The organism is Clostridium beijerinckii, from assembly GCA_003129525.1.
GTDB lineage: Bacteria > Bacillota > Clostridia > Clostridiales > Clostridiaceae > Clostridium > Clostridium beijerinckii_D.
In genome coordinates, this window is record CP029329.1 from 3,113,429 (window position 1) to 3,128,007 (window position 14,579).

General features: G+C 27.6%; 13 protein-coding genes. 1 reads left to right on the forward strand and 12 read right to left on the reverse strand.

The window, feature by feature from the left end; translation table 11 throughout:
* Window positions 1–58: 58 nt before the first annotated feature.
* From DIC82_13780 to DIC82_13805, 6 genes are all read right to left on the reverse strand, one after another.
* Window positions 59–988 carry a tRNA (adenosine(37)-N6)-dimethylallyltransferase MiaA gene (locus DIC82_13780; GenBank protein AWK52015.1) on the reverse strand — a complete coding sequence of 310 codons (930 nt, stop codon included), beginning with the start codon at window positions 986–988 and terminating at the stop codon, window positions 59–61.
* Window positions 989–1,022: 34 nt separating this feature from the next.
* Window positions 1,023–3,128 carry a DNA mismatch repair endonuclease MutL gene (gene mutL / locus DIC82_13785; GenBank protein AWK52016.1) on the reverse strand — a complete coding sequence of 702 codons (2,106 nt, stop codon included), beginning with the start codon at window positions 3,126–3,128 and terminating at the stop codon, window positions 1,023–1,025.
* A gap of 675 nt (window positions 3,129–3,803) precedes the next feature.
* Window positions 3,804–4,286: a MarR family transcriptional regulator gene (locus tag DIC82_13790; GenBank protein AWK52017.1), complete on the reverse strand. Its 483-nt coding sequence runs from the start codon at window positions 4,284–4,286 to the stop codon at window positions 3,804–3,806.
* A 31-nt stretch (window positions 4,287–4,317) separates the two neighbouring features.
* On the reverse strand, window positions 4,318–5,844 hold the full coding sequence (locus DIC82_13795; protein AWK52018.1) for an MFS transporter: 1,527 nt from the start codon (window positions 5,842–5,844) through the stop codon (window positions 4,318–4,320).
* Window positions 5,845–5,855: 11 nt separating this feature from the next.
* A complete protein-coding gene (locus DIC82_13800; protein AWK52019.1) occupies window positions 5,856–6,512 on the reverse strand; it encodes a hemolysin D in 657 nt (218 codons plus the stop codon).
* A 19-nt stretch (window positions 6,513–6,531) separates the two neighbouring features.
* Window positions 6,532–7,557 carry an efflux transporter periplasmic adaptor subunit gene (locus DIC82_13805; protein AWK52020.1) on the reverse strand — a complete coding sequence of 342 codons (1,026 nt, stop codon included), beginning with the start codon at window positions 7,555–7,557 and terminating at the stop codon, window positions 6,532–6,534.
* Between the two features lie 284 nt (window positions 7,558–7,841).
* On the opposite strand from DIC82_13805, the gene DIC82_13810 reads away from it, so the two are divergent.
* Complete coding sequence (locus DIC82_13810; protein AWK52021.1) at window positions 7,842–9,614, forward strand: hypothetical protein; 1,773 nt, start codon at window positions 7,842–7,844, stop codon at window positions 9,612–9,614.
* A 100-nt stretch (window positions 9,615–9,714) separates the two neighbouring features.
* Here the strand turns inward: DIC82_13810 and DIC82_13815 are convergent, their stop codons facing one another.
* The 6 genes from DIC82_13815 to DIC82_13840 form a co-directional block, all read right to left on the reverse strand.
* Window positions 9,715–10,266, reverse strand: a complete 552-nt coding sequence (locus DIC82_13815) for a hypothetical protein (GenBank protein AWK52022.1) — start codon at window positions 10,264–10,266, stop codon at window positions 9,715–9,717.
* Window positions 10,267–10,342: 76 nt separating this feature from the next.
* Window positions 10,343–10,939, reverse strand: a complete 597-nt coding sequence (locus DIC82_13820; GenBank protein ID AWK52023.1) for a hypothetical protein — start codon at window positions 10,937–10,939, stop codon at window positions 10,343–10,345.
* 26 nt (window positions 10,940–10,965) lie between these two features.
* Window positions 10,966–11,541, reverse strand: coding sequence for a hypothetical protein (locus DIC82_13825; GenBank protein AWK52024.1), 576 nt, complete (start codon window positions 11,539–11,541; stop codon window positions 10,966–10,968).
* 63 nt (window positions 11,542–11,604) lie between these two features.
* Window positions 11,605–12,411 carry a hypothetical protein gene (locus DIC82_13830; GenBank protein AWK52025.1) on the reverse strand — a complete coding sequence of 269 codons (807 nt, stop codon included), beginning with the start codon at window positions 12,409–12,411 and terminating at the stop codon, window positions 11,605–11,607.
* Window positions 12,412–12,583: 172 nt separating this feature from the next.
* Complete coding sequence (locus DIC82_13835) at window positions 12,584–13,747, reverse strand: SAM-dependent methyltransferase (protein AWK52026.1); 1,164 nt, start codon at window positions 13,745–13,747, stop codon at window positions 12,584–12,586.
* 89 nt (window positions 13,748–13,836) lie between these two features.
* Window positions 13,837–14,520, reverse strand: coding sequence for a leucyl/phenylalanyl-tRNA--protein transferase (locus DIC82_13840; GenBank protein ID AWK52027.1), 684 nt, complete (start codon window positions 14,518–14,520; stop codon window positions 13,837–13,839).
* Window positions 14,521–14,579: the final 59 nt, after the last annotated feature.

Below are 14,579 nucleotides of genomic sequence, written 5' to 3' on the forward strand. Positions count from 1 at the left end.
TCAGATGGTAATTAAACCACACCTGAATCAAATTTCACTTGATATTAATATTATAACCCTAGTTGTTTCTTATGTCATTAATAACTTTATCTAAAATTTCATCATCACTCATTTTATCTTTATCTAAAAATACACATCGAGTGTCGCGTCTAAACCAGGTTAATTGTCTTTTAGCATAGTTTCTTGATCCTTGCTTTATCATATTAATTGCTTCCTTTAAAGAAATTTTACCTTCCAAATGATATAAAATTTCTTTATATCCTATGCCTTGCATTGATTGAATATCTGAAGTATATCCCATTTCTTTTAATCTTATACATTCATCTAATAGTCCTTTTTCCATCATGATATCTACTCTTTTATTTATTCTTTCATATAACTTTTCCCTATCCATAGTTAATACATAATAGTATATATCATAATTACTACTATAAAAATCTTCTCCAGCATTATAAGAACTAAATGGTTTATTTGTAAGTTTAAACACTTCTAATGCTCTAATAACTCTTTTTCTGTTATTAGGATGTATTTCTTCGTAGCTTATAGGATCGCATTCTTTTAACATTTCATGTATGTATATATTACCTTTTTCTAGGGCTAAACTTTCTAAGTATTTTCTATAGTTTTCATCTTTTTCTGCTTCTGTAAAAGTCATATTGCAAGTTAACGAATTAATATACAGCCCTGTTCCACCAGATATTATTGGTAATTTCCCTTTCGAAACAATCTCATTTAACGCTTTATCACCATATTCTTTAAAATCAGCCACTGAAAATAGAACATCAGGAGTTATAGTATTAATTAGATAATGCTTAATTCCATCCATCTCATCTTTTGTTACTTTCGCAGAACCAATATCCATATATTTATAAATTTGCATAGAGTCAGCTGAAATAATTTCTCCATTTAATTTCTTTGCGAGTTTTATAGAAAGATCAGTCTTCCCCACTGCGGTTGGACCTCCAATTACTAATAATTTTTGTTTCATTATTTCTTCCTTTCATGTGCTTGTCACTACTTAATTATATTATTCTTCTAAATTTCTTATCAATATCTACGCTTGTAAACTTTATTATTACAGGTCTACCATGTGGACAGTGAAAAGGATCATCAATATATCTTAAATCTTCAACAAGTTTCATCAGTTCATTCATTTCCAACTTATCATTCCCCTTAATAGCTGCCTTACAAGCTTTGCTGGCTATTGCATTATGTTTAACTTCACTAGTCTTTCCATTACCTAAATTTTTTAGATTATCAAGTATATCTAAAAACAAATTTTTAGGATTAAGCTTTCCTAGAAAATATGGAACTTCTTTTAATGATAATGAATTCCCCCCAAACTCTTGAAGTAAAAATCCTGCATCTTTAAATACCTCTTTATTATCCTCAAAATAAGAATAATCATCTATACTTAAATCAATTACACTTGGAATCATAAGAGGTTGAATTATAATATCTCCTGTTTCAATTTCCTTTAAATATCTTTCAAATAAAATCTTCTCATGAGCCGCATGCTGATCAATCATATACAATGTTCCGTCATGCTCCCCTAATACATAAGTCTTGTTATATTGACCAATTATAGTAATTGGTGGAAACTTAGCTATTGGTTTTGAAATATTATTTTCTTTGGAATCTTGTAAATTTATATTATGGGAATTATTAACAGAACTAGTAATAGCCTCATCGAATGAGGTTTTTACTATAACAGAACATTTGTTCGAACATGCAGTTTCATTCATATTCTCATTTGTAATTTCTGAATTTAAATTATTACTTAAACCTATTGAGTTTTTATTTTCTAAATTTATTGAAGTATCCCTTTCTGTTACTTTGAGATCTATAGGAATATCAATTATGCTCTTATTAAATTCATCATTATTATCACTTTTAATTATTGATGAATTATTATCATATTCTAAATTTGAAACATATGTAGTTGCTGTTTTATCTTGATTTGAGTAAACATTATGTGCTTTTAGATCTTTACCTTCTTCAATCATAGTCTTAACTACTGTATTTGCAAATTTAACTTTTTCCTCTTCTTCTTTTATTGCAAATGTTATTTCTTCAAAACTTGGAATTGTAGCACTCTTAATATTTTCTTCATCTTCTTTTATCGCAAAGGTTTCAAAAACCTCATTTTTTAAGGCCGTATGAACTGCTCCAAAAATCTTTTTAAAGATTATTCTCTCATCATTAAATTTTACTTCTGCTTTAGTTGGATGAATATTAACATCTACGTATTCTGGATATACTTCTATAAATAATATAAAGAAAGGAAACTTACTTACTGTTGAAAAAGATTTAAATGCTTGTTCAACAGCTACGCCTAGTGATCTATTTTTAATATATCTTTTATTTACAAAAATACTTTGATTATTTCTAGAGCCTCTAGCTATTTCTTCTTTTCCTATATAACCATAAACAGTTATAAGATCAGAAGCATCGTCATAATAAAGGATATTATCAGTTATAGACTTTCCATATATAGTTCTTATTACATCTTTAAGGTCTCCATTACCAAAAGTATGAAGAATTTTCTTATTGTTATTGTATAATTTAAAACTAACTTTTGGATTAGCTAAGGCAAGTCTAGTTATTATATCATTTATTAAAGAGCCTTCTTTAGATACAGACTTTAAGAATTTTTTTCTAGCAGGTACATTAAAAAACAAATCACGAACTTCTATTATTGTACCTTTATTTACTCCGCATTCTGTAACACAAGACTGTCTTCCACCTTCAATAGATATTTCGCAACCGAATTCTTGATTTTCTTGTTTAGATTTCAAATTAACCTTAGCTACAGATGCTATGGATGGAAGTGCTTCTCCTCTAAAACCTAAAGTATGTATATTGTAGATGTCTTCCGATTTATTAATCTTACTAGTAGCATGAGGAAGAAAAGCCTTATCTATGTCATCTTTATAAATTCCATCACCGTCATCAATAATTCTAATAAGTGATGTTCCACCTTCCTCTATTTCAATTACTATGTTTTTAGAATTGGCGTCTATAGAATTCTCAACTAATTCTTTAACTACTGAAGAGGGTCTTTCAACAACTTCTCCTGCTGCAATCTTATTAGCTGTATCTTCATTTAAAATATTAATTCTTTTCAATGTATGCCCTCCCTTCCTACTTTCATTTTATACATAACTTTATTTTATGTAAAGTTTAAAAATTTATAATTTTATCTTCATTCAAATGTATTATAACTAATCTAAATAAGAATAACAATTCAAACCATATATATTCTAACTCTTATTTATTCTGAAGAATATGCACATTTTAAAAAAGTGCCATTGCACAATTAAGAACTTATATACTGAAAAAGTGCTAGCTAAGACAGTGTCGCTTATTTAAAAGATAATTATTCAAAAAACTAATACAGAATAAATAATATTTTCTAATATTCTGGATAAGCTAATATAGAAATCAACTTATTCTTGAGGAGGATTTAATATGAATAATAACAGTTCTGATAATTCACACACAAAAAGTACATCTGATCCAACATCTCGAAATTATGCTAAAGAAGTTAAAAATAAAGCAAATGAAAAAAGTCCTAGTGGAGAAGATGAACCTTCATTCCGTACTAATTATAAATAGCTTATAACTTTAAATAGAATTAATGCCAAATAAATTAACCACTCATAAATGAGTGGTTAATTTATTTATTATATAATTTTAATTATACAATCATCTAAAATATACTATTTGATTTTTAAATTTTAAAAGCAATTTAAATTAATATAAAAGTCATCTACTATATCCATTATAATAAGAAATTAATATTAATCATTGTTGTTTAATAATAAATAAAATTGTCTTAATCCATATATTATTTTTTCAACTTCGTTAGCATCTGTATTTTTTATAATATTGTATATTAAATCAGAGCTAAAATGCTTATTCATATTACATATATCATTATTATTTCTAAACTCTTTAGAAATTGATAGATTTACGATCCTTCTATTATCTTTAGGTATTTCTCTAATTACAACACCTTGGTTTTCCAAACGGTCTATTATTCCGGAAACTGTACTTTTTGTTAATCCCATATAATCACTTAATTCATTAAGCGTTATTGATGGAGTTTTATACAATTGAAATATGACTGCAAGTTGCTGAGGAGTAAATCCATATTGTTTTGCAAGTTTTTTAAATTTACAACTAAGAGTCTTTTTTATATTTTTAAATATGTCAATAATTTCATCTGCCTGTTTTGTTACTAATTCATTATCACATCCTGATAAATCCGACTCTGGATTCAATATATTCACCTTCCTAACTTAATTTTAGATATTATTTTCTAGTTCTCATAAAGAAAGTTAAAATTATAGCTACAACTACTATAGCAACACTTACCATAACAGCATATTGCATTCCATCTAAAGTGGCTTGACCTTGTATCATTTTTGCCAATTGAGATACAGCAGAAACTTTAGCAGCACTTTGTGATTGACCGTCACGCATAAATGCTTTTGTCAGTGTACTTATAGTGTCCATAGCTGTTTTATTATAAACTGTTACCTGTTCTGCTAATTTTGCATAGCTTTCATTACTTCTTCCTGTCATAAGTGTAGACATTATAGTTACACTAAGTGCACTTGCTATTTGTCTTACAGTATTATTTAGAGCTGATGCCCCTCCAACTAGTTCTTTTGATACAGCATTCATTCCTGCTGTACTAATTGGCATCATAGCAAGTCCTAAACCAACTGATCTAATACAAGTAATCAAAACTATGTTTGATTGGCTTGAATCCATACTTATAGCATTTGCAAGTTGAAAAGAACCTATACCTAATATTAAAAGCCCAGGTATTACAAGTGGTTTTGCTCCAACTTTATCAAATAAATTACCACTTATCGGCATAAAAAGTCCGGTTACCAATGCAGACGGAAGCATAATCATTCCTGTCTGCATTGCTGTATAGCCTCTTACACTTTGTAAGAATAACGGTAAGATATAAGAACCACCCATTAGTGCCAATGTTAATACACTGCTTATAATTAAACTTATAGTAAAATCGAAAAGTTTAAGAATTCGTAAATCTAATAAAGGATTTGGATGAGTAAGTTCATTTACTATAAATAGTACAAGACTTAAGCAACCAAGAGTCATTAATATTGGATTTTTTATATCGCCCCAGTCAATTGAAGAACCTTCACCAAGAACATATAATATACTTACTATTGCAATTGTACAAGATAAAAAACCTATTACATCAAAAGACTCAAATGGCTTTCTTTCCTCGCCTTTTAATATTATACCAGCCATTACTACCCCTACTATACCAATAGGAACATTAATATAAAAAATAAGTCTCCAGTCCATACTTTGGATAATAAATCCACCCAGTGTTGGTCCTATGGTAGGTGCTGCCATAGCTGCTATTCCCCAATAACCTAAAGCTAACCCTATCTTTTCTCTAGGAAATACTTGATATATAATTGACATTCCTATGGGCATTATCATACCACCGCCAAGAGCTTGAATTACACGAAATGCGATCATAGTTCCACCACTCCATGCAAATCCACATAGGAATGAACCTATTGTAAATGTAGCTAATGAAAAGATATATATTCTCTTAGAACCAAAAATATTCTGAAGATATCCTGTTAACGGTATAATAGCTCCAAGGGTTAGTGTATAACATGTTAATATCCATTTTGCATCATCCACAGGCATACCAAAAACAGACATCATTTTAGGAAGAGCTATATTAACTATACTACTGTCTAGTACAGACATAAATGTTCCTATTATAACTACAAATAATGCTAACCACGCGGTTAATAATGAGGGAGTTTTATTCTCTTCCATTACCTATCACCTCATTCTTTAACATGAATCTTAATTACCGCATTAGTTCCTGGAAGTATTTTATTATCAAATTCATCAATTTCAATCTTTACAGGTATTCTTTGAACTACTTTTGTAAATGTACCACTAGTTGATGATGAGAACATTGATAAAGCAGAATTGGTTAATTCTCCTACTGATTTAATCTTTCCAGTAAATTTTTCAGAATCATATTGATCTATATTAATATCAACAGTTTGTCCAACTTTTATCTTTCCAATTTTTGTTTCTTCTATATTAGTAATTATGTATAGTTTATCAGGATCTATCAAAGTAAATAATGTTGAGCCTGCTGAATAAAGTTCCCCTACTGTACCTTGTTTTTTAACAACTATACCGTTGATAGGTGCTCTTACCAAAGACTGTTCTACACTTGAATCAGCAAGATTATTCATTTGCTGACAAGCTAATATTTGATTTTTTACAACTTTATCGCCTTCCTCTACATTCATCTCTAATAATTTTCCTGAAATTTGTGGAGTTACGCTAATAAAATCTGCAGCAACCTTGGCATCCTCAGTTGAAACATAATAAGTATTTTCATACCAATAATAAGATATTATTCCACCTAATGCCACTATAATTGCAATTACAATTCCAATAATTAATATTTTACGTTTTTCATTCATATTAAAATCACCTCTTTCCTTATTTCTTTAGTCCGACTTCTGCAAACATACCAGGTTTTAATTTTGCATCTGGATCTGACAAAGTTATCTTAACTAAAATACTACTACTTTGAGAATTTAATGTTGAATTTATAACTGTTATTTTTCCTTCAAATTCTTTATCTTCTACTTCAGATACTTTAATAACTACGTCTTGTCCTTCTTCAAGTTCATTTACAATATCTAATGGTGCATAAGCATTTACACATAAAGCATTAGGATTAGATATTGAAACAAGAGCTACACCTGGCGAAGCCATTTCACCTACATTAATCTTTTTAGCATTTACTACCCCTGAAATAGGTGCTGTAATAGTTCCGTTGCTTAAATCGGTCTGTGCAGTTTTTAAAGATGTTTCTGCAGTTTTTAAAGCTGCTTCCGCTTGTTCTACCTGAGCCTGGTAAACAGCAATGCTGGTTTCAGTTGCACCATTATTCAACATATTTAACTGTTCCTGTGCAGATTTCTGTTGTGATTCTGCTGCAACAAGCTGTTGATTTGCAGAGTCAAGTTCCTGCTGAGTTTTTGCATCAGCTTCTACTAAAGTTTTTGTACGTTCATAATTCTTTTTAGTAACTTCATAGCTTTCAGTCGCACTATCTAAAGCTGCTTGTGCCTGTGCTATTTGCTCAGGGCGTGTGCTGTTATTAGCATTAGCTAAACTTGCTTTTGCAGTATTTACTGCTGCCTGTGCCTGGTCAACCTGTGACTGTGCCTGGTTAACTTTTGACTGTAAATCCTGTGGATCTAATGTAATAATTGTATCTCCTTGATTTACATTTGAGCCAATATCAACTGATAGTCCAGTAACTTTTGCTGAAATCTTTGAAGATATATTCGCCTCATCATTTGCTGCAATTTTTCCAGCCATTATGTATTGGTTTTTAGTGATTTCCGAAGTCGATTCGGTGGTTTGTAAATTATTGTTTATACTTGTTCCAGTTGTAGAACTACAGCCACTTAAAACCATTGCTAGTAATAAACAAATCAAAGTAGTTTTTTTCATTTTAACCCTCCATGTACGAAATTATTTTCACACGTATTGTTCGTGTACCAACAATTTATTATTATACATACATATATTTTTAAATTCAAGTAATAATTTCCCATAAATCTATTTGAAAACGTTATTGTATAATATTTAATTTTATAGAGTACTTAAAGCAACTTGTATTATATATATTACAGGAACATGCCTGTATATAAAATATTACCATATTAAAAAATTATTAATATCATTGTCAAATAACAATGAATATATTAACATTGAGAACCTTTGGAGGTGATTTAATGAATTATTCTTTATTAAAAAAAGTTTCTTATAGATTTAATGTCTTAGTTATTGAATTTAATGAAAATATGATTCAGGAAAATGAGCATAGTTATAAAGAATATTATAACTTTGCTTTTAAAATAAATGATAAATTAATTGTATTTCCACTTGATGTAATTATAAAAGAAATTTCCTATGCAGATACCTTGTCTTTTACTTTTTCAGATGAATATTCACAATACTTATCTGATAATAATGAAGTCTCTATTGGTTACGCTACTCTTCATGAAATTTATTATGTTCAAAGTAATAGTGGATATATTCATCCTTTATGCAATGCACCAAAACTTGGACAGCCAGCTACAGAATTGAGCATACTTAATGGAACTGCTGAAGTTATGGATTATAAAACACTAAAATTTATTTATAATGGCGATAATGCCTTTTTTACTGTATCTAAAGATGATTTCTATATAGAAATTAATAATATTAAAAGTTCCCCGTTAGCGTTAGTTGGATTTAATAAAAATGGATTTGTACTAAGTTTTCCTGATAATACCTTTAATAATTATAATGGTGAAGGATATTTAAAAGTTAATGATGTAACTTCAACAAAAGATATATATGGTTATAACCTTAAAGAAAGCGAATCATTAAGCCTTGGGACTTATATATCATCACTAAGCGTAGTCAATTCAACGATTAATGCTACTTTTCTTAAAGTTGTTTTTAGTCTTTCTTTAAAATATCTGTTTGTTGAGGATTTTACTATAGAATATAATGGCATAACTGAGAAGTTTGATTTAATTTTTTTAAGTGATGATGGCAATACAATGTATCTTACTCTCTATAAACCTAATGCCTTACTTGAAGATATAAATTTATATACAAATGTAAATTATTATGAAGTTAGAACTCTAAATTACTTAGGAAATAAAGTTTATATTCCTAATAGTAAAATAACTGTTCCATTTTTAGTAAATTCAATTATATGGAATACATTGAGTGATTCCTTAAACAGCGATTCCTTAAAATCAAGTATTTTATCTATAACTTTTAATTTTAAACCTGATCCTAGTACAATTATCACAAATTCTAAATTCAATGAAACCGATAGTCCATGGGATGGTAATAATTTAGAAATTCCTATAGGATCACTAAAATTTACTGAAGAATCTAATTATGATGAAATAAGTATAGAAAATAACACTTCATTTGGCACACTAAGAATCTATTCTCTAAAAGATCAAAATTTTATAACTAGTACAACCTCAAATACTAAACCTTGTATATTAACTTTAAGTGGTAATGTTTTATCATTTTCATTTAATATTGATGAAGGAGTACCAGCAAAGCCTTTATCTATAGAATTATTTGAATATTACCCTACACAAAATATAAAAGATTTAAGAGGTAAAGAAATTTTAACTTCTCATATAGTAAAGGGATATTTATATTACACTCATAATAATGAAATTACAATTTTTTATCCTCCTTTAGATGAGGCAGGTGAAAATCCATTTACAGGCCAAACTTTAGATAATAATATAACGTTATATCTTGCTGACAATCATAATATGAGAACTTATGGTTCTAGTGACTCTTCCTTGGTTACAACAATAAATGGGAATATGACAATTATAAGCGAATTAAGTGATGAATTAATTGATTATACTTATATAGAACTTCAAATGTTTAATATTAAGGGAGATTTATATATTCCTTCAATTATTTATAATAATCTTAGGACAAATAACGTAAACGTTAATGGTAATATTTATATCTATTAATAAATGTCTTAAGACACAAATAAAATTTTGTTTGAAAATAAAAATAACAATTAATTACGATGAAACTTAATTAATTGTTATTTTGAATGTTTTTAAGTTTTTATAATATCTCTTCAATATTAACGTAAATAAAATATTTTCCATTAGGTGCCTTTTTATTATCTTTATCAAAAATATTAATTTTCAAATTTATATTTTCATCGATACTATAATTTTGCTTTTCAGTACTAATATAGCTTTGATCACTAACTCCATTACAAATAATTTGATCATGAACTTCTATTTTAAAATTGGTATCATTTAAGCTTTCTAAATTAAAAGTATAATTTCCACTTTTAGTTGTAGGAACTTCATAAACAAATAATCCTTTATTTTCCTTATATTCTTTACATAAATGCACTTTGATGTAATTTGAATTAATATTTTCTCCCTTTATACATAAACCTACTTCATCATATATAGTGAAATTTTTTTTAGGAATAATCTTATATATTGAATCCATCTCATCCAGACTTTGTATTGTAAAATCTTCATAGTTTCTACAATTTAGAAAGCACTTAAGAAGTGAAGAGGATAGTAACTTTATAGCTGGAGTAATTTCTATTATTATATAATTTATTTCTATTTCTATAAGCTTAATAACATATTTCATTTTCTATCTCTCCTAAAAAAGCCTAGGCTTTATACCTAGGCTTAAATTTCTATTAAGAATTTATACTACGGTTTATTTAGCTAGATTGTTTATTAGCACTAAATTCTATTTGGTAATTGCCATTAGCTGTGACATCAGTTAATACATTAGTTACTAAGCATATTTGACCAGCAAATCTTGTAAGATAACTTTTATTTATGGTTATCGTACTATCATTACCAGGTGTCGAACATAAGTCAAATTTTTCTGATTCTATATTATTAAGATATATATCATTTATACTTAATAACTTTAATTTATAGCCACCAACTTGTTCTGGCATTTCATATTTAGTAGTTGCAGAACTTTGAAGTTTAAACTGTTCTTTAAAATCCAATGAAATTCTATCAGATATCTCCCCATTAGTATCTATTATTTGTATTAATAATAAATCATCTTGAGAAAAATCAGTATATTTTCCATCATTTGTTATAGACACAATGGTAGCATTGGTTGTTGTAGCATCGCTTTTTATTTCATAATCAGCATCATTAAAGTTAAGATTATCTTCATAGTATTTTCTAACCTTAACAATTTCTTTTGTTAAAATATCAGGACTTGTTCTATTCTTAACGTTAATTTTAATACCTAATAAATTTACATCTATAAGAATTAATTCTAAAGAATTAATCATAAAATCATCCTTTATAAGAGTTGTTATTATTGTTGATCAGCACTAAATACAACTTGGTAAGTTCCGGTCACAGAAGCTCCAAAATCAACAGCTACAGTAGCTACTTGACCTATTACTGGAGTTAAATAAGATTTATAAACAGGTACTAATATAGTTGCTAATTTTGGATCTATTAATGTGAATGCAGGTGAAGTATCACCAGCTGTCTCATCATTTACAGTTAATAAATCCATTTTATATTCTCCTGCTTGACTAGGCATTTGAGAATAGTATTGGTAGGTTTGAGTTGCACTTAAAACTTCAGATAAATCTACTGAAACTCTATTTGATACTTGACTTTCATCTGATTCTGTTACTTGTATTAGTAATAAATCTGTCGCTAAAAAGCTTGCTGGCGAAGCAGAAGAACCACCTTTTATAGTTGCTGATGAAGGTCCAGTAGTTGAAAGATAATAAGTCGCAGCTGCAAAACTAGTGCCATCTAATTTCAGTACTTTTACTTCAGTGTCTGTTAAATCAGAAGTAAGGGTTCTACCTGCAAGGTTAATAACAATTCCATCATCTTTATTTACTGTTTCCAATGTTAATATCATATTAGCCATAAAAATCATCTCCTAAAATTTTTTAAAACTATAAAAAATATAGTTTTAAGTATTTATCATTTGTCATTGGCTTATATCAATATTAATTGGATTTCCTAAATTAACTTTTTCATTATCAATTTGAATATAAACACTAATTTTATATTTTCCAACTTTATTTAATAAAAAACCTACGCTACCCTCTCCATTATTAATGGTAATTATATAGGCTTTATCTTGCTTAATTACATAATTTGTTCCACTAACTACACTATTTTTAAAGTTATCCATATCTTCATCTTGTCCTGATATATAAATCATAGAACCTACCGTTCCTGAAGCTATTTTACTACCTGGATTCAGCCAAACATTAGTATCTTTTGCTGAATCATTAACACTTAAATTATTTATCTTTCCATCTAGCTTCATAAAACACTTAGATTCTATGTAAAAATTACAGCCTGAAAAATCGCCTATTATTCCTACATTTTTATCTTCAAAGTCTTCTATATTAATAAATATATTTAAGTCTTCTATTGTTTTAACCTCTGTAGTAACAATATTACAAGGAGAAGTTATGACTATTCCTGTTATTCTATTAAAATCACCCAAGGGATTTAGTATTATCGGATTAGATGAATGCACATTAATTTTATTATCATTATTTAATGAAAATTCTTCACCACTTTCTAAAATACATGAGGATGTTATTTGTACTTGTGAATCTTTAAAGTCTCCTGTAAGCTTTACCCTATTGCCATCAAAATTAGTAGCTACAGGATTTAAATTCAAAAAATTTATAGTACTTCCTTCTAATATAATCTCAGTTGGTATTGATGTTAATACTTTCACATTATTAAATTTAGAATTATTAAAATACATTTTTCTCATACTATTATCACCACACTAATAATATATTCATTACCTTATTTAAGTGTACATAATTTTTTGATTTGAATTTAAATTAAAAAAAGTTTCAATATTTATTAAAAAATATTGAAACTCTTTATTATCTTTCACTACATATGCTAAAAAATGTAGAATGCTTTCAGCAAATTAAATTTTAAATTAAATTATCTTCTTTTAGTAAATTAAATAGTGTTGGACTAACGTTAAATTGATTCATTAAATTTCTAACTTCATCTAAAGCCTTTTCCTTTTGGTCTTTAGATATATTAGACTTTGTTGCCCTAATCAATATATTTTTAGGGGAATGTGCTATATCTATAAATTCTAGAAGTTGAGTTTTATATCCTACACTTTCTAATAGATTTGCACGTACTGAATCTGTCATAAGCGCAGCAATTCGTTCTTGTACTATTCCATACTTTGTTAATATAGATAATGATTCTGCTTTCATTTGATGATTGAATTCATGTTGGCAACAAGGGACAGAGAAAATCATTTTAGTATTCCACTTTATTGCATTGTATAAAGCATAATCAGTAGCAGTATCACATGCATGTAATGATATTACCATATCAACTTTATTATTGTATTTAAACCCATTTATATCTCCAAGCTCAAAATGTAAATTCTCATAATTATAACGTTTAGCTATATCATTACACTTTTTAATTACATCAGCTTTAAGATCTAATCCTATCATTTTTACATTAATTTTTTTAATTTCTACAAAGTAATAATATAATACAAATGTTAAATAAGACTTTCCACATCCAAAATCTAAAATAGTAAGTTCCTTAAAATCATTCTTTTTAATTTCATCATCAATAATTTCCACAAACTTATTTATTTGCTTATACTTATCATACTTTGAATTAATTACTTTACCCTCTTTCGTAAAAATTCCCAAATCTATAAGAGGCTGAATAATCATACCTTCTTTTAAAATATAATTTTTTTCTTTATTATGCTCTTTATTAACGAGCTTTACATTATCACTTTTTTTCTTGCTTAATAAAAACTTACCTTTTTTAGATATTTTCAATTCGAAAGTAGTGGTACTTGACCAAGCTGAAATTTGTTTATAGCTTGATGGTACATACTCTAAAACTTTTTCTTCTAAAATATCCAGATCAATATTTTCATGAAATACCTGCTTATCAGTGTATTTTTCAATTTGATAATATTGTTTATTATTACTTTCTTTAAATATAAATGTTATTTTATTATATTCTGAATTTTTACTAATTTTATTGCTAATAACTAATTTTATAATATCTTCTTTTATTATTTCATTAATTGCTTTTTTAAAATCTTCCATTTTTCAACACACCTTATTCATTTATTTATTTAAAGATTAATTGGGCATATACAATAATACCTTATATATACCCAATTAACAAATCTAAACTATTTTTTTGATTGTGCCTTAATAACTTTATTGAATTCTATCCCTTTGTTGAGTAAATCCTTATAAATACTCCACTCTACAAACTTTCCACCCATACTTTCTAAATGATTTGTATGCATTTGGCAATCTATAAATATGAAATCTTCTTTATTTAGTTTTTCTGAGAGCTTTATTAATGCTATTTTAGATGCATTGCTTACTTTAGAAAACATACTCTCTCCAAAAAAGCATTTTCCTATTTTAACTCCGTATAATCCTCCAACTAATTCTTCATCAATATATGTTTCAACACTCATTGCATAACCATTATTAAAGAGATTTACATATGCATCTTTCATATCATCAGTAATCCAAGTTCCTTCATCATTAATTTCTCTCATTGATTTACAATTACTTATTACTCCTGTAAAGTCATTATTAAAGGTTACCTTGAAGTCTTCTTTTATAATAAGTTTCTTCATTGATTTAGAAATTTTCACATCTTTAGGTATTATTATAAATCTAGGTTTCGGACACCACCAAAGAATTGGTTCACCCTCGTTATACCATGGAAATATACCATTACAATAAGCTAATATTAATCTTTCTAAAGATAAATCTCCTCCAATTGCCAAAAGTCCATCTTCTTCAGAAAACTCTGGATTTGGAAAGACAATTTCTTTTGTCAATTTAAATATAGGCATAATTTTCACTTCCTTACACTCAAACTGTACTTAATGACTATTTTAACATAATATGAGCA